This is a genomic window from Vibrio sp. JC009 (assembly GCF_029016485.1).
In the GTDB taxonomy this organism is placed as follows: Bacteria; Pseudomonadota; Gammaproteobacteria; order Enterobacterales; family Vibrionaceae; genus Vibrio.
In genome coordinates, this window is record NZ_CP092107.1 from 950,181 (window position 1) to 972,953 (window position 22,773).

General features: G+C 45.3%; 18 protein-coding genes. 7 read left to right on the forward strand and 11 right to left on the reverse strand.

Annotated features, from left to right (window positions below):
* From L3Q72_RS19105 to L3Q72_RS19115, 3 genes are read right to left on the reverse strand one after another with little or no spacing between them, the layout of a single operon-like run.
* Positions 1–1,989, reverse strand: coding sequence for a TonB-dependent receptor (locus L3Q72_RS19105; RefSeq protein ID WP_275132137.1), 1,989 nt, complete (start codon positions 1,987–1,989; stop codon positions 1–3).
* A 41-nt stretch (positions 1,990–2,030) separates the two neighbouring features.
* Complete coding sequence (locus tag L3Q72_RS19110) at positions 2,031–3,737, reverse strand: ABC transporter ATP-binding protein (RefSeq protein ID WP_275132138.1); 1,707 nt, start codon at positions 3,735–3,737, stop codon at positions 2,031–2,033.
* The gene (locus L3Q72_RS19115) at positions 3,730–5,397 is read right to left on the reverse strand and encodes an ABC transporter ATP-binding protein (RefSeq protein ID WP_275132139.1); all 1,668 of its coding nucleotides are present in this window, start codon (positions 5,395–5,397) and stop codon (positions 3,730–3,732) included. The genes L3Q72_RS19110 and L3Q72_RS19115 overlap by 8 nt, the downstream gene beginning before the upstream one ends.
* Before the next feature lie 252 nt (positions 5,398–5,649).
* Here L3Q72_RS19115 and L3Q72_RS19120 point away from each other — a divergent pair, with 252 nt between their 5' ends.
* On the forward strand, positions 5,650–6,540 hold the full coding sequence (locus tag L3Q72_RS19120; RefSeq protein WP_275132140.1) for an AraC family transcriptional regulator: 891 nt from the start codon (positions 5,650–5,652) through the stop codon (positions 6,538–6,540).
* A gap of 353 nt (positions 6,541–6,893) precedes the next feature.
* Here the strand turns inward: L3Q72_RS19120 and L3Q72_RS19125 are convergent, their stop codons facing one another.
* The 4 genes from L3Q72_RS19125 to L3Q72_RS19140 all read right to left on the reverse strand — a co-directional run bounded on the left by L3Q72_RS19125 (position 6,894) and on the right by L3Q72_RS19140 (position 10,628).
* Entirely contained in the window at positions 6,894–7,415 is a 522-nt protein-coding gene (locus tag L3Q72_RS19125; RefSeq protein ID WP_275132141.1) for a DUF2058 domain-containing protein, read from the reverse strand.
* A 60-nt stretch (positions 7,416–7,475) separates the two neighbouring features.
* The gene (locus tag L3Q72_RS19130; protein ID WP_275132142.1) at positions 7,476–8,201 is read right to left on the reverse strand and encodes a gamma-glutamyl-gamma-aminobutyrate hydrolase family protein; all 726 of its coding nucleotides are present in this window, start codon (positions 8,199–8,201) and stop codon (positions 7,476–7,478) included.
* Between the two features lie 47 nt (positions 8,202–8,248).
* The gene (locus L3Q72_RS19135; RefSeq protein WP_275132143.1) at positions 8,249–9,016 is read right to left on the reverse strand and encodes an SDR family NAD(P)-dependent oxidoreductase; all 768 of its coding nucleotides are present in this window, start codon (positions 9,014–9,016) and stop codon (positions 8,249–8,251) included.
* Between the two features lie 139 nt (positions 9,017–9,155).
* Positions 9,156–10,628 (reverse strand): PLP-dependent aminotransferase family protein, encoded by a 1,473-nt coding sequence (locus L3Q72_RS19140; RefSeq protein WP_275132144.1) that lies wholly within the window; start codon positions 10,626–10,628, stop codon positions 9,156–9,158.
* A gap of 141 nt (positions 10,629–10,769) precedes the next feature.
* Here L3Q72_RS19140 and L3Q72_RS19145 point away from each other — a divergent pair, with 141 nt between their 5' ends.
* The 6 genes from L3Q72_RS19145 to serC all read left to right on the forward strand — a co-directional run bounded on the left by L3Q72_RS19145 (position 10,770) and on the right by serC (position 17,353).
* Positions 10,770–12,143: an aminotransferase class III-fold pyridoxal phosphate-dependent enzyme gene (locus tag L3Q72_RS19145; RefSeq protein ID WP_275132145.1), complete on the forward strand. Its 1,374-nt coding sequence runs from the start codon at positions 10,770–10,772 to the stop codon at positions 12,141–12,143.
* Between the two features lie 206 nt (positions 12,144–12,349).
* Positions 12,350–13,378, forward strand: a complete 1,029-nt coding sequence (tauA, locus tag L3Q72_RS19150) for a taurine ABC transporter substrate-binding protein (RefSeq protein ID WP_275132146.1) — start codon at positions 12,350–12,352, stop codon at positions 13,376–13,378.
* Positions 13,379–13,410: 32 nt separating this feature from the next.
* Positions 13,411–14,265, forward strand: a complete 855-nt coding sequence (locus L3Q72_RS19155) for a taurine ABC transporter ATP-binding protein (RefSeq protein ID WP_275132147.1) — start codon at positions 13,411–13,413, stop codon at positions 14,263–14,265.
* Positions 14,262–15,215: an ABC transporter permease subunit gene (locus L3Q72_RS19160; RefSeq protein ID WP_275132148.1), complete on the forward strand. Its 954-nt coding sequence runs from the start codon at positions 14,262–14,264 to the stop codon at positions 15,213–15,215. Before L3Q72_RS19155 ends, L3Q72_RS19160 begins: the two co-directional genes overlap by 4 nt.
* A 160-nt stretch (positions 15,216–15,375) precedes the next feature.
* On the forward strand, positions 15,376–16,128 hold the full coding sequence (locus tag L3Q72_RS19165) for a sulfite exporter TauE/SafE family protein (RefSeq protein ID WP_275132149.1): 753 nt from the start codon (positions 15,376–15,378) through the stop codon (positions 16,126–16,128).
* Between the two features lie 25 nt (positions 16,129–16,153).
* On the forward strand, positions 16,154–17,353 hold the full coding sequence (gene serC, locus L3Q72_RS19170) for a 3-phosphoserine/phosphohydroxythreonine transaminase (protein ID WP_275132150.1): 1,200 nt from the start codon (positions 16,154–16,156) through the stop codon (positions 17,351–17,353).
* 228 nt (positions 17,354–17,581) lie between these two features.
* Here the strand turns inward: serC and L3Q72_RS19175 are convergent, their stop codons facing one another.
* From L3Q72_RS19175 to L3Q72_RS19190, 4 genes are all read right to left on the reverse strand, one after another.
* Positions 17,582–18,013, reverse strand: coding sequence for a cupin domain-containing protein (locus tag L3Q72_RS19175; protein ID WP_275132151.1), 432 nt, complete (start codon positions 18,011–18,013; stop codon positions 17,582–17,584).
* A gap of 30 nt (positions 18,014–18,043) precedes the next feature.
* On the reverse strand, positions 18,044–19,540 hold the full coding sequence (locus tag L3Q72_RS19180; protein ID WP_275132152.1) for a DUF1566 domain-containing protein: 1,497 nt from the start codon (positions 19,538–19,540) through the stop codon (positions 18,044–18,046).
* Positions 19,541–19,582: 42 nt separating this feature from the next.
* Positions 19,583–20,800 carry a multidrug effflux MFS transporter gene (locus L3Q72_RS19185; protein WP_275132153.1) on the reverse strand — a complete coding sequence of 406 codons (1,218 nt, stop codon included), beginning with the start codon at positions 20,798–20,800 and terminating at the stop codon, positions 19,583–19,585.
* Between the two features lie 121 nt (positions 20,801–20,921).
* The gene (locus tag L3Q72_RS19190) at positions 20,922–22,253 is read right to left on the reverse strand and encodes an MFS transporter (protein ID WP_275132154.1); all 1,332 of its coding nucleotides are present in this window, start codon (positions 22,251–22,253) and stop codon (positions 20,922–20,924) included.
* Between the last annotated feature and the right edge of the window lie 520 nt (positions 22,254–22,773).

The following is a 22,773-nucleotide window of genomic DNA, read 5'->3' on the forward strand; positions in this document are numbered from 1 at the left end:
TTACAGTTCCCAGTTCAGGGTCAAACCGATTTCACTGCCGTCACCATACTGGTAGTAATTTGTACCCATCATGCTAAAGCCATAGGTGGTGTAGGTCTCATCAGTAATATTGTTTAAGAATAACCGGGCTGAGAAGGTTTCACTGTAGTCATAGTTGAAGGATAGATCTGTTACAATATAGTCGGATTGAGACAGGGTGTTGTCGACGTCAAAGTACGTTTTCGACGTGTACCGAGCATTGGTCTGTATCGAAACATCACCATCGACAAGAGCTTGTGGTAGGAAGTATTCAAAACCAAGATTAGCCGTCCCTTCTGGAGCATACGCTAAAGAGTTACCTTCATAATCCCCGGTACCATCTTCAAAGGTTGATTTACCGGCAGTGGCTCCAAGGTTAATGGTTAAATCGTCAGTAGCAAAGTAAGTTAGCTCCAGCTCAATACCTTTACTCAGAGAGTCGCCAACATTAAATAAGCTTAACTGACCTATGGTATCACCGACATATGCCTGCGTATCTTCAGTCTCAATCCAGTAAATCGCACCACTGATTAATAGTTGGTTATCCAACAGTGCTGTACGCCAACCTAACTCTGCGTTGGTGGAAGTTTCAGCGTCATAACCTTCATATGCTTCGCTAGATGTAGGTACGTGGTTATAGCCAGCAGGGCGGTAGCCACTGGATAGTGAGGAGTATAACCGTGTATCAGGGGTAACTTGCCAGCCAATGGCTACTTTGGGGATAATTGCAGAATCGGTAAGAGACTGGTCATAGCTACTGGATACATACATGTTACCACTGAAGTCAGAGCTTGCTTCCAGATATGAGGCCCTCAACCCAAAGGTTAAATCAAGAGATTCTGTTATTCCGTAAACCGCTTCACCAAACAGGGCGTAGGTATCCGTCTGAATCTTATTGGTGCCACTATAAGCTTCGCCATCGTAGTGTTTCGATTCAAGGTATGCACCTAAAACTGCATCTAAGTTATCACCATATTGGGTAGTCAGACGGAGTTCCTGAGAAAAAGTTTTCTGATCCTCAACCGAGTCGTAGCCAAAAAACTCCCTTTCAATATCGCGAGTCTGTATCGCAGTCACACTGGTGATCTGACTCTCTCCCAGATCGTAACCGACATTCAATGCATAGGTGTAAACGTCTCGCTGCAGGTCAGGAATAACGGTACTGGTTTCCCCCGCCTTGTACTGTGCTTCTGTCAGATACACCTCTTCCTGGCTATCAAGCTGGTCAGCTGCCAGCGAGAAAGTAGAGCTTATTGCGGAGTTGTCCGGAAGATAGTGAAAACGGGCAAGCCCTGAGAACTCATCGGACTCATCAAAATCGCTTTCGTTGTTGCCTGAGCCAACATAGTCGATAGTGCCTTCTTCTCTCGCGCCTTTCAATGTAATGTCAGCATAACTGCTTTCACCAATTTCTGCTGCTCCGCTTAGTTCGAGTTGCTTATTAAGATTGCTGTAGCTCACTGATGAAGAAAGCTGAGGCTGATCAACCACTTTTTTAGTGACTATATTTATAACGCCAGCCTGAGCATTACTTCCGTATAGTGTACCTTGCGGGCCACGTAGCAGCTCTACTTGCTCAACATTTACCAGTGGCTGGGTCAGAAAAGTACTGTCCTGTGGAATGCCGTCAACGTATACGGTAAGTGGCATGTTGTAATAATCATTTGAGTTGATCCCTCTGAGCGTTACACTCGGGAAAATCCGGCTTCCCCGGGACTCAATCACTAAGCCTGCAAACACTTTTCCAAGATCCTGCACCTGAGTTACATTCGCTTTTTCAAGCTCTTCAGCTGTGACTACAGAAATGGCGTTATCTACTTCTTTAAGCGAAACATCCCGCTTGGTAGATTCAATAACCATAACCTCCATGGCTTCTGTGTTTGCAGTACTAGCTAAAGCTGAGCAGCTTCCGCCAGTTCCGGCGATGACCGCTGAAGCGACTAAAGTTCGTTTTAATAAACTGTTATTCATCAAGTTATATCCTTATTTCATCATCTTTTTTGATGCTATTTCTAGGCTTGTGCCTTGTTTTTAAGTGAGTTCTGGGCAAACCAGATCTTCTGATAAGTTTCGTTGTCGGCTAAAAGCGAAGTATGCTCCGCAACAGCAAGTATTTGTCCCTGCTCCATCAGGCAGATCTGGTCAGCATGCGTGATAGTCTCTAAGCGGTGTGCGATGGTGATGACGGTCTTCCCCTGACATAAAGTTCTGAGCGTTTCTAAAATTTGCTTCTGATTTTCCGCATCTAGTGCGGATGTCACTTCATCAAGCAGAACAATTGGGGTTTGCCGCATAAGTGCTCTTGCTATGGATAAACGCTGGCGCTCTCCCCCAGACAACAGATTGCCGTTTTCACCAATCTCACTTTCAAGTCCGGCTGGTAGCCGTTGGATCAGATCATCCAGTCCAGCCTGACGAATAGCCTCATTAAGATCGGCATCACTGGCATTCGAGTTAGCAATCAAAAGGTTGTCACGTAAACTTCCCGCAAATAACTGGACATGCTGAGTTATGTAGGAGAGGCTCTTATACCAGTGATAAGTACCAGCCTCTTCTAAACTTTTTCCGCCGATTTGCACATGTCCCCGAGTGGCAATATGGAAGGCGGCAATCAAATTAAGTAAGGTTGTTTTCCCGGATCCACTCGGCCCCGTGATAGCCAGGTGCTGACCCTGCTTTACCTGTAAGTTGATATCTTTCAGTACGGTTTGCTCTCCCATTTCAAAAGAAACATCTTTCAATTCAATATCAAAATGAGTGGGCAGGACTCCATCGTGTGGCTGATGGGGAGCTGTGGCGAGATCATGTAACCGGTGGGCTGCTTTGATCATATATCGCAGCAAAGCAGAGAATATGGTCATACGAACAAATGGACGGGTAGAGGCAACGCATGCTATGACGACAACCAGCCATTCCCCGCTGGTGATTACACCATGGATAACCAGATCGGCCCCAACCAGAGCGACCAATGGCCCACTAAGTTCCAGCACCAGTGTTGCAAACACAACTCCGGTTCCTCCGGCCCATTCCAGACCAAGGCCGCTTTTTCTAAGCGCTTCGATTTGATCACATAGTGGTGACGCTAGCTTATCTGCACGTCCAAAGCTTTTCAGCATGGGCAGACACTCTATGTACTCTAATGTCTTGTTGGCACAAGCGAGATTGACGCAGTGGTTGTGCTGAGCGCTATTAGAAAACCGCTTTTCAGTAAACAGCAGGATACCCCAAGCTATTGATACCACGCCCAGCAATAAAGCACCGAGTACCGGATTGACCATAAAGATCACGCCCGTCATTGCTATTGGGATTACCCAGGCGGCGATAAAGTCAGCAGCCAAATGGCTGAATATGTGTTCAAACTGTTTCATGTCAGTGGTGACAAGCTTGATTTTCTCACCTAACCCCTTTCCGGTCAGCGCTGCAAGAGGTTGACTGCGGATGTCCAGTAGCAGAGTTTTACGAAGCTGATGGCTGATATCATAGGCTCCGAGGAAACTCTGTTTAGCGGTCTGACCAAATATCCACTGCCCGACAATAACTGCAATTGATATCAGTACCATATGCGTAAGTGTGATTTCTATGCCTTCTCGCAGGAAGACGAACAGGATCAGCCAACAGATCAATGGCAGTGCTTCACTGGCTATTTTTCCACTGACACCAACCCAAAAGTCGCGATGGCTCGCCTTGCTGTGTTTAAGCAAATACGCAATCTTATTCATTGACGACTCCCTTCTGCTTTATCTCACTTAGAACGCCATCTTTCAGGCGATAACTGTGGGTCGCATCGGTAAGGGCTTGTGTTCGATGGCTGATGATCAATTGAATTTGATTGGGTGAAAATCTTCTTAGCCCGGTAAGGACCATCTGCTCTGTGAAATTATCAAGATGGGAGGTGGCTTCATCGAGAATAAGTACCGGAGTATTTGCCAAAGCAGCACGAACAATGGCAAGGCGCTGTATTTCACCACCACTGAAAGCACGTTCAGTCTCACCGATATCGGTTTCAAGTTGCTCTGGCAAGTCACGTATTAACTGGTTAAGCCCAACCAGAGTTAACAATTGCCATATTTTTTTGTCTTCAGTATCTGGCAGAGAAAGAGCGATGTTATCTCTTAGTGACCCGGTAAAAAACTTAGGGTGTTGGTCCACGACTGCCAGTAACTGGCTTCGTTTATCGTCACTTATGCCATTAAGTGGCAGATCATTGTAATACCAGCCACCAGCTTGTGGCTCAACGGTTCCTGACAGTGTCCCCAGCAAGCTGCTTTTTCCCGACCCGGAAGATCCCTGAAATACGATGCGTTCTCCCGGGAAAAAACTTAAGTTCACTGAGTGAAAGAGGTGCCTCTCTCCTCTGAATAAACTCAGGCTTTGACAACTTAACTCTTTCAACTGCTGGCAAGGAGATGCGTTCTCGGTTTCATAATGGTGAAACAGTGGAATCAGGCGGCCGATAGCGAGCATAGATTGCTGAACCTGGCCGAATATCTGGGTGAGATCCAACCAGGGTTTTAATATTCCGGCGCAAAGCATGACTATCATTGCCAGCTCAACGTGAGTAAGATCACCGATAACAGTAAAGTACAGAGCAAAAGGAATGGTAGTCATTAGCGAGGCTTGAGCCAGGGTCACAAATGTGACCCAGGCACCAACCATCTGGTTAGTGTAGGCGCCTACCAGCTTGTGATGTTTGTTCATAGTGCGGCTTAGTTGGCGGTAAGAGTCTACATCTACGCCAAACAGTTTCATCACCCCAATGCTACGTAAGAACTCCAGTTGTGCCTGATGCATATGGCTAACGATCTGGTTGTAGCTTTCCTGCCGCTTGGTAAAACCACGCATCATTAAAAACTGAGCAACAGCGGCTAAAGGGAGTGGACTTAGGGCGAACAAGCCTACCCGCCAGTCGATCCATAGCAAGACGGCCATTAGAAGAACTGGGGTTAGCAGCCCACTGATAATATCAGTAGTGTGATGGGCTATTAATGGCTCCAGCGACTGACAATCATCACTTATACGCTTTTCTAAATCACCACGATGGAATTTTTGCAGTCGCTCATTTGGCATACTGGCCAGAGCCTTTACGATATACTGTCTGACTCTCTGGATAACATGATAAGCCACTAAGTGTGCCTGCCAGACAGAAAGTGTATAAAACACATAGCGCAACACAATGGCTGTTGCCATGGCGATCAGATAGATTTCCGGATGGTCCCCCTTCAACAAAACGTTTGCAGCCTGGAAAAAGCAGACCCAGGGAATAAGCTCAATCAAAGAGCTGAGTATTGCACAGCCGATCGTAGCCCACATGCGGGATTGCTCTGATTTTAGCATTTCCATAAGTGCACTCTTGGTGCCCATGGTTTGAGATAGATACATGAACGACTCCTTAATGGGAATCATTCTCATTCATTATGTGCTATAACAATAGTAAGATCGGGAATCAGAATGTAACTATCAGGAATATTTGGCCGACTAAGCAGATTCTTCAAACATCAATGATGCCTGCATGGCTCGGTTGAAACGGTAAAGTACCGATATTTGCATCAATAGATGCTCATTGGACTATAAGTGAGATTAATTATCATTTAATATTAGCAGTGCGAGTTAAGAAAAGTAAAGGTGTACTGTATGAGCAATATTGTTGATAGCTTAAATGTAACTAGTGACTTAGAAGGACAGTATGATGTGATCACACTGGACGATGGTGTTACTGCATATATTGTAAATTGTACAGCAAGGCGCGCCGTTAACTTTAACGATCCCGCTGATGCCGGTTTCTATATCAGCTTTATCGGTACCAACGATGCTCATAGCCCCGACTATCCCGAATATCCGGCAGAAACCTTTGCTTTTCGCTGCATCGCCTCCATGCTACATGAGCCTGAGCCCAACAATCTTATTTCACTCAAAAAACAGGGGAAAATTGAGAGCATCCGCATTCACTTTCCTCTGCAGCATAGTTTAACCAAGAGCCTTTTACCGGAGAGTGATTCGCCATTCAGGCCCTTCAAACTCTATGAAATGGGGTGGCAAATGCCTTTAAGTGGTCAAGTTCGTGAAGTGGCAGCGTCTGTATGGAATAACGATTTCCAAGGGGGAACCCGGGCATTATGGCTAAAGGGGAAAATATATGAGCTGCTCGCTTTACTGATGATGCACAGGCAACCCAAATCTTTGGCTGATAAAGCGTGTGAAAGGATCGCCCAGCAGCCATATCTCAACTGGAATATACCTCGCCTTGCAAGAGAGTTAGCCACAAACGAGTGCTACCTGAAACAATCATTTCGGCAGCAGTTTAATATGGGGGTCGCTGGTTGGATTCAGTCCCACCGGATTGGACTGGCCAAAGAACGGTTGGCCGACCCCAGCGAGACTATTACTCAAATTGCATTAGATCTTGGTTATCAAAGCGGGAGTTATTTCTCTAAAGTCTTTAAACAGCATACTAATTTAACGCCTAAAGAATTTCGTGGTGAATTATCTGGGACTGTATCCAACAAGATTATCAATGAGCACTAAATTCCCTAGTTATTACTCATTCGTAGGTACTTAAGCATAAAAAAATGTTCAAGTTCAGCAAGATAACTTTTATTCCATAACAGGGTATATCCCCAGTCCCATAGCAAGTAAAGGTGTCTCAATATCTCGTTTCAGGTGGGCCCTTTTGCAATACTTGAAATGTTTTCTAGCTTCACTCGATGACACAGCTTTTTCTGCATAAAGTGAATATTACATCGCTGTACGGAGATGGAAGCTTCCGTCCAATAATGAGTCACGATACCAGCAAGCTGTCTGTACGAGTTGGTTGTGACTCATCAGAATATGTGTAAGAAAGCCGGGAGTATTTGTTAGTGTTTCTTACCTGGATTTGCTTACCACATCAAATCATCCGGCACGACAAACTTCGCGTACGGATCGTCTTCAGCAAGCTCTTCTTCAGATGAAGACTTATTCTCAATAATGGTCTCTTCATCGCGCGCTGCAATTTTGTATGCCACTGATGACGGGATAACCGCATAGCCCTCTTCATACCGGGCAACAGACAGTACGCCTTTAATCAGCTGATCGCGGATATCCTGCTCAACATAAATGGATTTAATAAAAGTACCATCGGTGAAGTTGTACTTGATATCACCATCTTTAAGATCGATTCTGTTCATCTCAATCAGTTGCTTCACCTGAGCTTTAATCTCTTTGCTCAGTTGCTGCTCATCTCTCTGCTTGTTCAGCTCGATATCCCGCTGACGCTGAGCTTCTTTATTATGCTCTACCGCTGCTTTGGCTTCACGGGCCTGAACACGGGATTTCTTCGAACCTTTCTTGGCTTTTTTTAATTTCTTTTCGTTAACCAGACCAGCTTTTAACATCTGCTCTTGTAGGCTTAATTTTGACATTTTCTATCCAAACACTGATTTTTTGTGCATTTTCGCATTTATCCGGGTATTTGGCACTGCCTAATTTTGATGTAATCGAGGTTCATATTCATTTAAGAAGTTGCAGAACCAGCGCATAACCAATGATGAATCCGGAGCAGAGTTCAGACTGCTTATTGCGGGAATGTAATGCTCGTCTCCGATAGCTTCTCTCATCTTTCCAAGCAAACATCTTTCAAAATCTACCGTGAACTCCGGATGTCCCTGAACAGTTAAAATATGCTTACCCTTAGTCAGCATATAATTAGGACAGAACTCACTTGAAACAATAGCCTTCATTGAAGAAGGCAAACTGATGACCTGATCCTGATGAAAGACCAGAAGCTCAAGTGCTGACTTTTCTGGCTTCATCCATGGAAGTTGAATATTGATTTTATTATCACTGCTCAGCCCTACTCCCCAACCTTTAGATGACTTTTCAACCCGGCCTCCTAACGCAAGAGCAATAATCTGATGCCCAAAGCAGATACCAAGAAGCGGTTTATGCTGCATATCACATTTACGTATCCACGCAGCAAGTGCATTTATCCACGGCAAGTCGGCATAGGCATCATAAGTACTACCTGTAATAATATAAGCATCGCAGCCATCATCAGTCTGTGGTAACTCATCCTTCATCGCATTAAACAGCAGATAGTCGTGCTGACTAAAAGGTGCAAGCCCCTGCTGAATCATATCCGCAAATTCCCCGAACTCAGACGACAATACCGGGTCGACGATATCACAAACGATTATGCCTATTTTCATTAATATCCTTATCCTTGTTTCTTATGGCACCTACCGTTAACCCTACTCTATCCGCGAATCACTTTAAAGTTATCCCAGGCCTGACTGGTTGGCATAACTTCCAGGCTGTTGATGTTGATATGAGTTGGTTGCTCAGCTATCCAGAATATAATATCGGCAATATCCTCTGGCTGAAGCGCGTTAGTTTCGTTGTAGATAGCGTTATATTTTTCCTGATCACCACCAAATCTCACCAGGCTGAATTCACTTTCTGACAGGCCAGGTTCCAGGCTGGTTACACGTACACCTGTCCCGGCAAAATCACTTCTCAGGTTTCGGGAAAACTGCTGAACAAACGCCTTAGTTGCCCCATAAACATGTGCGCCTGGATAAGACCAGTTAGAGGCAATACTAGCTAAGTTGATAATACTTGCTTTAGGCTGTGCTTTCAGAATAGGTAGTAGCGCATGTGTGACATTGACCAGACCTGTAACATTGGTATCAATCATGGTATGCCAGTCATTAAGATCGGCCTTGTCTGCCGGGGATGCACCTAGCGCCAGTCCAGCGTTATTTACTAAAACCTCGACTCTTTTAAATGGCTCAGGCAGAGCTTTCATCATACTATTTACTTCTTCTGCCTTTCTGACATCAAGCTTATAGATAAAGACTTCCGTCAATTGCCCCAGCTCATCTGCAAGAGCCCGTAAGCGCTCTTCCCGGCGTCCTGTTAAAATGAGCGGGTATCCGTTATCCGCAAATTTTCTTGCTGTCGCTAGCCCAAAACCAGACGTAGCACCGGTAATTAATACGGTAGGTAAATCAAATCTCTGCATTCCTTGCTCCAAATAGGTACTTTCTCCATATAAAAACAAGTTACATGTCACAGAAATGATTGGTTAGAGCCAGTTTTGATTATTTTCAGAATTATATGGTACCAGACAAAACGAAAGCTCACATCAGACACTACAGTATCTACAATAAGGCTGATAATTTTATGATTCCCTGAGGAATAGCAGCTATATCTATTGCAGAAAATCCCATACGAATGTAGCCGTACTTCTCTTTTTCCGGTGAAGTAAAGTGTATATCTCCGGGCTCCACCAATACACCGACCTCCTGAGCCCGTCTGGAAAATTCTTCGGCTTTCACCCCCTCAGGTAAACGCAGCCAGAAAGAGCTCCCCCCCAAAGTATCACTGGTAACGCACTGAGGCATATGCTCTTCAAGCATCTGTCTCATAAGTGTCCATTTATCTTTGTAGCTGTTTCTCAGCTTTCGGACATAGGTGTCATAATGCCCAAGAGAGATAAACAACGCGCATGTTCTCTGATTATTGGATGGTGGGTGTCGGTACATCAACCGACGCAGTTTTCTGACTTCTTTTATTAAGTTAGCTTCTGCCACCATAAAGCCAATTCGTAACCCGGGCGAGAGCGATTTCGACAAACTTCCTACATAAATAACACGACCATTTTTATCCAGGCTTTTTAACGCAGGCGAAGGCTGACTCAGAACATTAACTTCACTCTCGAAATCATCTTCGATAATAATAAAGTCTTTTTTTTCCGCAAAATCGAGCAGTTCAGCCCTTCTGTCCATAGACATAGTGACATTTGTTGGCACCTGATGGCTAGGTGTCGTGTAAACATAATCACATCTCGCCATTTGAGAGGAAATCTCCACACCTTGCTGGCCAATAGATAACGCTTCAATAGTTGCCCCATGGTGACTAAAAATATTTCTTGCATCCGGGTAACCAGGATCCTCAAGGCCCACTCTGGTTCCCGCCTCCACAAGTAAATCTGCAAGCAGATAAAGTGAATTTTGCGTTCCAATAGTGATAAGAATCTCTTCAGGTTTGGCCGTAATTCCTCTTTTGCTCAACACATTTGTCTGAAGCTGCTTTACCAGCATGGGGTCATCGTTATCCACCGAGTCCGAAATCCAGTCTTTAATTACGCTGCTACGTTGAGCAAGCCGGCCACACTCTCGCCAGTGGGCTAATGGAAACAGTGAGTGTTCCGGCTGGGCAAACAAGAAAGGATAAGGGTACTGCTGCCAATTAGTCTCTTTTACCACGTTACGCTGGCTATCAAGATCCGACTTAAAGCGCTTGCGCCAAAAATGTGCAGGCTTAACATTGAGTTGCTTTTCCTCAATCGAAATCACCTGGGCTGAAAGGCCTGTCTTTTTCAGCGCTTCTTCTGTCGCATAATAGCCACTTCTTTCCTGAGAATAGAGGTACCCTTCGTCGACTAAACGTTCATATACCAAAACCACTGTATTTCTTGATACACGTAGCATTGATGCCATTTTACGACAGGAAGGAAGTGCATTATCAGCAAACACACCTTGCTGGATACTCTCAATTACGTGTTCATGAATCTGCTCTTGCAGACTTCTGTCCGGAGTAAACTGAATATGCATTAGGTGTTCACTTTTCATGTCCTGCGTCCCTATGTTTTTACCTTTTTGACACACAGAGCATGAACTGTGCCAGCAAGCTGTCCCCATAAATAATTCACACTGGTTCTATCAGCCAGATTACAGGCGATTTATTTTCAGTATTAAACACAGGGAGGTTTTATGAATGATCTAACCACTGAACAAATCGTCGACCTTGATAAAAATACGGTTTGGCATCACATCACCCAACATGCGGTGTTTGAAAATCAGGACCCGTTGATTATGGATCATGCTGATGGCATGTATATATGGGATATCAAAGGGAACCGCTATCTTGACGCTACATCTGGTGGCGTATGGTGCGTCAATGTTGGATACGGAAGGACCAGCATAGCAGACGCTGTCCGGGATCAGCTTGTTAAGCTAAATTATTTTGCTGGAACTGCAGGAACGCCGGTAGCGGCACAATTTGCTGCAAAGCTACTGGAAAAAATGCCGGGAATGAGCCGGGTGTATTACTCAAATTCAGGCTCTGAGGCTAATGAAAAAGCTTATAAAATGGTACGCCAGATAGCTCATAAGAAATATGGCGGAAAGAAGGAGAAGATCCTGTACCGCGAAAGAGACTATCACGGAACTACCATTGCTTGTCTTAGTTCCACCGGGCAGGAACAAAGACGCTCTCAATATGGCCCATTTGTCCCTGGGTTTGTTGAGTTCCCGCACTGCTGTGAGTACCGCAGCCAGTATGGCGATATCGAAGGCTACGGAATAAAAGCAGCACAAGCCTTTGAAGAGGTCATTCTTCGGGAAGGGCCCGATACTGTAGGCGCTGTAGTAATCGAACCTATCACAGCGGGAGGCGGTGTCATCACTCCTCCAGAAGGCTATCTCCCGGAAATAGAAAGAATATGCCGTAAATACGATATTCTCCTTCACATTGATGAAGTTGTATGTGGCCTTGGCCGAACAGGGGCATGGTTTGGCTATCAGCACTACGGGATCAAACCTGATATCGTCACCATGGCAAAAGGTGTAGCTTCCAGTTACGCCGCTATCTCTTGTACCGTAACCACAGAAGAAGTCTTCAATTTGCTCAATGATGACGCGTCTGATAACGAGGGATATTATCGGGATATCAGCACGTTTGGTGGGTGTACCGCAGGCCCTGCAGCCGCTCTTGAAAACCTGCGTATTATAGAAGATGAAAATTTGCTCGAAAACACCGCACACATGGGTGAATACCTGTTTGCCAGACTAGGGGCTCTACAGGAACAGTTTACAATTATCGGCGATGTGCGGGGTAAAGGTTTGTTCCTTGGCCTTGAGCTGGTAAAAGACCAAAACACCAAAGAACCTGTTCATGAATCTGTTACAGCCAAAATAGCCGGGCTGTGTATGCAAAAAGGACTGATAATTGGCAGAACAAACCGCTCATTCAAAGAATTCAATAACACTCTCTGCTTCAGTCCGGCATTAACTATCACTCAGGATCAGGCTGACGAAATGATTGAAAAACTTACCGCCGCATTTACAGAGCTTGAAGATACATAATGCATAACGCCGAAACTATGCCCGGATTCCTTCCATTTATGCCCGCTTTAATCAGCGGGTATTTTTTACCTGCAAGTTCTGTTTGCACCAAATATGTGCACAGCTTTGGGGCAGATCTGGCCCAATAATGATTAAGTTTGGCTCTATTCTGGCCCCATAGCACAGACTAGTATGAATGTGTAATTTATCACAAAGAGGACGTGACCATGATTGCAAATAAATTTGCCAAATCCACCCTAATTAAATCAGTTGCCCTGGCTTCAGCCTTTCTTTGTTCAGCTTCAAGCTGGGCAGCGAAAGAAGTAACCATTGGTTATCAGGGAATGTATAACCCAATGAAATACGCAATTGATACAAAGCTATTTGAAGAAAATACCGGCTACGAAATTAAATGGCGTAAGTTTGATTCAGGAGCGAAAGCCATCACGGCAATGGCTGCCGGGGCCGTAGATATGACAGTGGCCGGCTCCAGCCCGATAGCAAGTGCCGCTAGTAAAGGCATCGACATGGAGCTTATCTGGGTAATGGAAAACATTGCTGACGCAGAAGCATTCGTGGTTAAAAAGGGTAGCGGAATTACTGCACCTTCCGATCTGAAAGGTAAACGAATTGCCGTTCCTTTTGTCTCTACCACCCATTTCCACATGTTGTTCGCTCTTGAACAGTTCGGCCTGTCAGAAAAAGATGTAAAACTAATCAATATGCAGCCTAACGCTATCATGGCGGCATGGCAGCGTGGCGATATCGATGGTGCATTTATCTGGGATCCGGCTCTGGGCAAAATTAAGAAGGACGGCAAGGTACTCATCACTTCCAAGCAGTTGAGTGCATGGGGAAAACCTACTTTTGACGGCATGATTGCAAGCAAAGAATTTACCGCTGAGAACGAAGAGTTCGTTGTTAAGTTCCTGTCAACTCTGGCTGCAATTGACCGCGAATATGTAGCAGGCCGCGAGTCTATGACTGCTGACAGTAAGATGGCTCAATCCATTGCGAAAATGGTTGGCGGTGAGCCAGAAGGTGTAGTCGAAGCGATGAAGCTTTATGAGTTTCTGGACTTTGACGGTCAGTTATCCTGCCAATGGCTTGGATGCGGTGAAAAAGGCGGAGCTACCAACGCAATTAAATCGACATCAGAGTTTCTGCTGAAAGAGAAGAAAATTACAGAACTGCAACCCGATTACAGCGTATACGTAAACCCTTCTTTTGCTGAAAAAGCAAAAGCGACAATGTAATCAAGAGAAAGACAGTACTGGAGGACGTCGATATGACAACAGATAAAGTTCTTAAGATACAGGATGTATCAGTAATCTATGAAGACCGCCAGGGGGGAGACCCGGTTACCGCTCTGTCGGGAGTCAATCTGGAAATTGAACAGGGAGATCTCGTTGTCGCACTCGGCGCCTCCGGATGCGGTAAAACAACTCTGCTTAACCTGATGGCTGGTTTTATCCAGCCAACAGATGGTTACCTGACTTTAGGTAACTCAAAAATCGAAGGCCTTCCACGGGTACAGATGGGCAAGGATATCGGTGACCAGATCCTTGGTCCGGGCGCTGAACGTGGTGTGGTATTCCAGAAACATGCCCTTTTCCCATGGCTGAATGTTTTAGAAAATACAGCCTTTGGTCTGAAGCTTCAGGGCGTAAGCAAAGAAGAGCGGACCGAAAGAGCCGCTAAATATCTCAAGCTTGTGGGACTTGAAGACTTCCACGATCACAAAATCTACCAGCTTTCAGGTGGTATGCAGCAACGTGTGGGTATTGCTCGTGCACTGACCAATGATCCGAGCATTCTCCTCTTAGATGAGCCATTGGGTGCACTGGATGCACTAACCCGAGAAGTGCTTCAGGAACTACTTCTCGATGCCTGGCAGGCAACAAATAAGATGATGTTCTTTATCACTCACAGTGTTGAAGAGGCGCTATTTATGGCATCAAGGCTGATTGTTATGTCTCCTAGGCCGGGCAGAATTACCCACAGTTTCGAACTGGATTTCAACAAACGTTTCCTTGAGTGCCGTGATGCCAGGGCTGTGAAGTCAATGCCTGATTTCATTGAGATGCGCGAAAAGATCCTTTCCATAATTCATCAGGACGAACAACCGGAGGTAGCAGCATGAGCCAGCAGCAAGCAGCAACACCTTTAGAAGAAACGACACCTTCAGCAGAGCTACATGAAGTTGAGTATAAACCTGTGAAAAGCTACACCGAAAAAGAAACATATGCTCCAGAGCCTCACCTTATCAAACTGCTTAACAAGATAAAGGCTTACACATTAACGCCCGGACAATATTACGGAGAGCCGGGGCAGGGCAACTCGCGACTAATCTCCATTATGTCAGCAATCAGCTTTATCTTGCTCTGGGCTCTGGTCACAGAGGCCGGCTGGGTAAAACCCCTTTTCCTTCCCTCTCCGATTTCCGTTGCTGAACGCTTTGTAGATCTTTGGACTGAGGGATTTGCAGGAGTCTCTCTGGGGCAGCACCTTGCAGCCAGTCTGACTCGTGTATTCGGAGCTTTCTTCTTTGCAGTACTAACGGCAATCCCCGTTGGGATAATGATCGGATGCAATGTGTGGATAAGAGGGATATTCGATCCTCTTATTGAGTTTTACCGGCCCCTTCCACCACTGGCATACTTGCCACTGGTCATTATCTGGCTCGGTATTGACGAAACCAGCAAAATCACTCTGATATACCTGGCCATGTTCGCGCCAATTGCCCTAAGTGCCCGTGCAGGCGTATCTTCAGCTAAAAGCGAACAGATACAAGCGGCATACTCAATGGGCGCATCAAAAGCTCAGGTGTTATGGCATGTAATCATAAAAAGCGCAATGCCGGAAATTTTAACCGGTCTTCGTATAGGTATAGGCTTCGGATGGACAACTCTGGTTGCCAGCGAAATGGTAGCAGCAGAAGCAGGTATTGGTTACATGGTGCTTAACGCGGCCGAGTTTCTGGTTACCGATGTTGTAATTGCAGGCATAGTGATCATCGGACTGATTGCTTATACCTTTGACCTCTTTATGCGCTATCTGGAAACAAAACTGGTCCCTTGGAAAGGTTACTAGAGCATTATCATTGGCGCGGGAGACCTTCTCCCGCTTTTATTTGTACTCCTCCGAAGCATATTTCACTGCCTGTGCTAACTGGTGCCAAATAAATTCAAAGTTGGCGCTAACTACAACTTCAAGTGCTGCTTAGGCTCTATTTGATGTTGGCTAAGTAAAAATGGAGAAAACCATCTTGTTTGAATCAATCCTGATAACAACACCCGTCGTGGCACTGGCTGCATTAGTACGTGGCTATGCTGGGTTTGGCTTTGCAGCAATAGCTGTTGTCGGCCTTAACCTTTTTCTGTCACCCCAGCAAAGTATCCCTCTCATTCTTGGTTTGGACGTGCTTTGCAGCGCAGGCCTATGGCGACAGGCACGATGTCAAGCCGATATTCCAACATTTAAAGTACTAACGATAGGCTCGCTATTGGGTATACCCATGGGCCTCAGTCTCTTGCTGATCGTCCCGGAAGACATTCTTAAGCTTCTCATCTGTATTGCTATTCTACTGTTTTCTCTAGTCCTGCTCTTTGACTTCCAGTTACGTAGTACCGAAGGGTTAGGGACAAAGCTTAGCTTCGGTATGGCAAGCGGGCTTGGAACAGCCGGAGCCTCAGTGGGAGGCCCCATGATCGTCTGTTATATGCTCTCAAGTCCCCTATCTCCCAGCGCACAACGAGCAACAATGATTCTTTTCTTTATCATAAGTGAACTACTGGCTTTAGGTGCACTGTTTATTAGTGGCCTGGTCGATTTGCAGGTAGTACAGCTTTTATTAATCCTGTTGTTACCTACCTTGCTGTCAGTACGTGCAGGTCAATGGTTATTCAACCGCTATCCGCCCAAGTCACTTAAACACTTTGCCCTTCCTATTTTGGTGATGATCTCTGTACTTGGCATCAGCGCCTCTCTTAACACACTGATTTAGTAAAATTAAACATGGAATTGTAACTATGGAAGCAGAAAATATTATGAGCACAGAAATTCATCCGGCTCTTGTCGGTTCACTCAATTCTGTTGCTCCACCTGAAAATACTATCAATTTTGGCCCTGGCCCTACATCACTGCCAAAGGCTGTAGAGAAGAGAATAGCCGAGAGCTTTAATAAACCGGGCTTGACATCTCTGGCCTTGTCACACCGGGCTCCTGAGTTCCAAAAGATACTTGACCACGCAATAACAACCACAAGAAAAGTGATGGAGATTCCCGAAGACTATGAAGTACTTTTCACCCATGGTGGTGGTCATGGACAATTTGCAGCCATTCCCCTCAATCTTTGTCACCACCAATCAGATATCGCAACTTATGTTGTAAATGGTACTTGGTCTGCAAGAGCAAGTGATGAAGCACAACGATACTGCACGGTTCAAAATATCAATGGCAGTGATCCAAAAACCGGTGGTTTTACAACTTTCCCTGAGCTGACAGAAGCAGATGTAGATCCACAAAGTAAATATGTCTACATATGTTCTAATGAAACAGTAAATGGTATTGAGCTTCACAGGCTTCCCAAGCTACCGGAGTCACGCAAACATATCCCTCTGGTTATTGACGCAAGCTCTGACTTCACCACTAAACCTATCGACTGGCATGCTAGCCGTGTCGGCATACTCTTTGCGTGTGCATCAAAAAATATTGGCCACCCAGGATTGACCATAGCAGTCATCCGGAAGGACCTTCTTGGTGAAGGTAAGGCATCTCCTTTCTGCCCGGGAGTTTTCAACTACACAACCAATAGCAAAGCGGGGAATCTCTGGAACACCCCTGCGACTTTTAACATTGAAGTTGTCGGTTTTCTGATGGAATGGTTAGAGCGCGAAGGTGGCGTATCTGAAAATGAGCGACGATCCATTGCTAAATCCCAAGTTCTGTACCATATCATTGATAACTCAAATGGGTTTTATGGCACCCCGGTACAAGACAAAACTCTGAGAAGCAGAATGAATGTTCCGTTCAATTTAAAAGGAGGTGATGAAGCACTAACCAGCAAATTTCTGATTGAAAGCTGGGAGCGTGGAATTGTCGGCCTACGCACTCTGACACCTTTTGGTGTTGGGGATTACCTCAGAGCTAGCCTGTATAACGGTGTAACTGAAGAGGAAGCAACCCTCCTCGCTGACTTTATGGTCAACTTCGCCGCTCAAAATGCATAACTTAGAGCCACTCTAAACGTAATAACGTGATGAGGAAAAAAAGCAGATCTTTTTTGACAGTGAACAAAAAAAAGCCAACTGAAAATCAATCAGTTGGCTCATAAATACTGTGAACAATTTTATTCACTAATAACGTCAGTTAATTAGGTGGTCCCCGGCTTTAAAAAAGGACCGCTGCGCAGTATATTACATTTGTAATATTATAACAACAAATATCCTTACCTGTACTTAACTTTTTGGACGAGGAGGACCAACAACGAGCATCTTAACCAGCTTGTCACTCTTGTTGATAATGCCGCATTCAGCGCCTGCCGGTCTGTAGATCGACTCAAACTGATTGAGGACGATATCACCATCCGGAGTTGTGATGGTTAGCTGCCCCTCAAGAACAAAATATACGCGCTCCGGGCCTTCACTGTTCGATTCCGCTCCACCGCCCGGTTCAAAAACGGAAATGCCGATACCAAACGCTTTAGATCTGCCAACAGCCTCATTGTGAAGACCGGCAGCCGTCATTTTAAAATGACCAGGGGGAGAGTATTGCTTTGCATCATCCAGAGTCACTTTCTGCACCTTCGGCCCATCCGCCAGAACGGGTCTTGAAAGCACACAGGCCAGAAGCAAAACAACGGCTACAAGTACATTTTCTTTCATTTTCATAAAAACTATCTCCTTATACAGAAAGATTGATCACTTCGTTATCACTCTTACCGGACGCACCATATTAAGAACACGAGTTTCGTCTCCCTGAGGGTGCATCCCGCCGATCCACGGATAAACGGTTTCACCGTTACCAAGAGATCTGTCGTCACCACGCTGAGCCCCGGCACCATGAACGTCCATTGGGTAACTACCCAAAGCACCCATTGCTCTGCCAAAGCAGATATATATGGTTTGATTTCGCGCACCGAAAGGCGTTGAGGTCCAGTAGTAACCCCAGTCTTTTAATCCTGCCATGTTCACGATAGGGGTACTCTGGAATATAGGATCAATTGCCGGTGTACCGGTTACGTCCGGGCTTCGGGTGTAGTCCACGATACTGTGAAGTTGCTTGGTATCCGGAAGTCTCCAGTCATCGTAACCGGCAAACTGAAGAGCATCGCAGTGTTTAAGCGCAGATTTCCAGTCCATTTTACCGTCACCTGCCGGACCCAGCTTGAACATTCCCGAGTCATATTTCATCCACATCAGTCCGGTGGCAAGATCAGAAATTGTGCCGTCGCCGTTATCTACGAACATATTCTGGCCGTAGTTTTTGTTGCCGCGCACATAGTAAACGGTGAATGTCTTGGTTGACGGATATCCTTTAAGATAACCATCCCTGAAGTTATAGCCGAACATAGTCGTAACAGAGCCCAGTGTTTTACCGCCGTAAATCGTGCTGGTTACTGTCTGGGTATCCAGAAAACGGTCTCCGGGAACGTAGACTTCCGGTACGTCCGGAATACTAAAGTAGTTCTTATCAAAGAAAGGCTCAGAGGTTTCAGCATCAAAGCCAAAAACACCTGAAAAATCTGCCAGTGAATAAAGCTCTTTAATGGTTGGAATGCGCCAGTCATCGAATCCGCCCGGCTTTTGCGCATTAAAATCATCAAGACCTTCCATGGCTTCCTGATAGGTCACTTTCTGTTTGTTAAATAGAAACGGGTTACTGGTCCACATTAACCCGGTCACTAAGTCTTCAACAAACTCTTTGCTCTCGTCATAAAACTTATATTTTGAGTTATTTACCTTATCCGTAGTGTTGTAATAGGCACTTTGCTCACAAAAATCTTCACCCTGTTCAGGCTCTGCCCCCGCTTCAAAGGTACCTGTATTGTGGTAATAGAGGTCACAACCATCTGAAACGATAGGATAGCCGCCTTCAGCCGCTTCGTAGCCCACTTTGTCATGCAAATTCTTAGCTAACGCCTGAGCATCTTCAACTGAAAGTTGTGGCCCCTTGGAAAGGAAAAACGCCATGGCCTCAGCTTCTTTTTCAGAAAAAAGCCCGGTTTCCTGAGCAATATTAATTGCCAGACTTTCGTTGCCAGCGGCTGTACCATCTAAAATTTCAATGAACTCCAGCTGTTGTTCCCAGCTAATAGCGTGTTGTGTATGCGCCTGAGCAACTCTAGGGTCGATATATCCAAGCGCCTCTTCAGCACTCATCCCTGTACCTAACTCTGTTTCGGTTAATTTATCCATCAGTTATGCCTTTCGTTTTATACACCTTTGATATGGTTCTGTTCACGAACCGGAATAAGTCGTTTGTACAAGCTTTTCAGCAACAAACGGGCGATTGCGCACCAAAAGCCAGAATAGGGAACCGGCAACACCAACGGTTATCTGCAGAGTCCCCAGGCTTAATATCATCTGCTCCGGACGAAGAGATACCAGATACATGCCGGCAGAACCCAGCATCATAGCGGTAAACTGAATCAATGCTGCCGCCGACCCGGTATCACGCTCCTGCTGCTCAAGCATCAGGTTAGTCCCCGGAACCCGGAGAGTAATAACGGCCAGAGTGGCAGGTGCAACGAGCACAGCAAAAAGCCAGGGAGAATAATCACCGGCAGTAACCATGGCCAGACCACAAATAAGTATCAGTGCGAAACAATAGGAAACTATCTTTTGAACAGCTATCTGCCTTGAAATCCGGATATATATCATTGGTCCGGCAGTCGCAAAAAGAGCATTGAAGGCGAAGAAAAAGCTAAATGTCTGCTCTGACAAACCAAAACCGTCGATATAGATAAAAGAAGCCGCGGCAATAAAGGCCATCATCGACATAGGGGCGATAGAAAAAATAGCCAGAAGCATGCTAAACCTCGGGTTCTTCAGCACAACTCCAACCCTTCCCCATGCCCTGAGCACTGACCCGGTATACTTATCATCCAGTGTTTCCCGGAACATAAGCGTTCCTAAAACAGCGACAGAACCGAATATGGCAAGAACAACAAACATCATTCTCCAGGACGCCACTTTTAGTAAGAATGCCCCCAGTACCGGCGCCACCATAGGTGCAATAACCACCAGCGACATCACGGTTGCCATGATTTTTTCCCGTTCACGGCCATCGTACAGATCTTTGATAACCGCCGTCGCAACCACGGTAACTGCGCCACCGCCAAAAGCCTGAGCTACTCTGAACAGGATTAGCATCTCAATACTTTCAGCCAGTGCGCACAAGATACTGGATGCGATGTAAACGCCTAACCCGGTCAGCAATATCGCTTTACGGCCATACTTTTCACTTAGCGGTCCCCAAAAAAGCAGCCCTATGGAAAACATCGCCAGATATCCACCCAGCGTCAGGTTAACCATAGCCTGAGTGGTAGAAAACACATCCACCATCTGTGGAAGAGCAGGAAGGTAGAGATCCGTGGTCAAAGGAGGAAATGCGCTGATGATAACCAGAAAAAACAGTGTACCTTTCCCGCCGAGTATTGGTTGTTCTTTTTTCATTAAATTAACCCTGCAACGCCAAAATAAATATCAGTAATCATGTATAAACAAATTGCCGTAAGCAGGGTTGCATTGATCAGGGCCCCGGAACCTGAAGTATTCCGGGGCGTTAAGTTCATCATTAACCGACTGCTTCCGGCTGTTTAGCCATTTCTGTATGTGAACTGTCTTCAAGTGCCTGACGTTCCGGGTCGTAGGTCTTCTTAATCATAAAGAACATCACACTACACATCAGGGCTAGCGGTATAAAGGTAATAAAGGACATGCTGTAAGAACCGGTCATATCATTCATCACTGCCAGGTAAGTCATACCGATACTCATACAGATCATCTGCAATCCGTAAACCCAGCGGTAAATATTCACAAACTCGTTGCGGCCAAATACCCAGGCGATCAGGGACGGCATTAGGTTAGGCATACCTCCCACACCCAGTGAGATACAGAATAGTGCAATGTAGATTAGGTACATGTTGTCCGGACCGCCAAAGGCAAAGCCTGCCGCACCGATAACATAGGCCAGAGAGAAAACTGCATTAGTCTTAGGTGTACCGATCTTGTCGTCCAGCCAACCCCAGAAGTAACTAAGAGGCATGCCACCAAGAGCCATAGCAGACATCAAAAACAGAGCAGAATCCAACTCTACGCCCGAACCTGTAAGAATCGGGATTACCTGACTCATAATACCCGCCATCATCAGACCACCGATAAGCGACCATGGAATAGCCACATACCAGAACTCTTTACAGCGCAGCAAGCGCGGAACATTCCAGGCGCTCTTACTGTTCTTTTCAGCCTCACGTACCGCTTCCAACTCAGCACGTTCTTCAGCTGTGAAAGGAATACCATCAGGATCAAAACCGTGATCTTCCGGTCTTTCTCTCATGGCCCAGACACCCAGTACACCCCATATGGCAATAAACACACCAAGTCCGGTATAGAAGTCGGCGAAGCCTACCTGCTGAAATATTTTCATACCGATAGGCGTAAAGGTTGCCGTACTTAGCGGTGCTGAGATAGTCACGATGCCGAAGATAATGCCCTTATAGCGCACAAACCAGTTGGCAATCAGACCGCCCTGGATCAGCATCAGTACCGGAGTAAGAATGGTCAGAACAGTCTGGATAATCATAATATCTGTCCAGTTGTCCACACGTCCCATCATGGCAACAGCAATACCACAAATGATGATAGACGGGACACCAATTATCTTAAAACCAAGCTTCATAATCGCCCAGCCGGCAATAATACCCGCGACCACACCCACCAGCCGGACTGCCGAAATTGCACCCATGATCTCGCCCGGGTTCATGTGGAACTTCTCAATCAAAGCTGGCATCAGTATGTTCATACTATCCGGACCTGCGATAGTCAGTTGCAGGTACATAGTGACAAATACGTAGATAACTACACCAAGTGCCTGAGCTTTAAAGCCTTTCTGGAGCACCTTTTCCATGTTTCCTCTCTTAATTGATTTATTTGCTCTTCATTACATCCAAAAAAATAAAAACACGCGCTTCAAACCGGTTAAATAACTGTTATTTATTTCAAATTAAAATAACAATTTTGGCTGTTTAATTTTTATAGTAAAACCATACTCCTTTTTAGTTAAACTTAAAACCAGAGCAATAATTAATGTGATCGCGAATATATATTCCCATTGAGACAAAGATCAAATACACAAATATCTTTGAGAGACCAGTCACAATAATATTTAACTAATTCCCATCAATGCAAGCCACCTTTTTATTGATGAAAAAATTTAAGCCACCAAATAAAAACACATAGAAATAACAACAATTATCATTACAACCAATAACATGATAAGATAATGATTATTAAGACCTTTTATCAAAATGCTAAGCGCAAAAAAAATTAAAAGCAAGAATAAACAAATAGAGAGGACCCGTGGCAAAACACAGGATTAAAAACATATCTACAAGCTTATACCCTGTAGAATGAGAAGATTATATCTA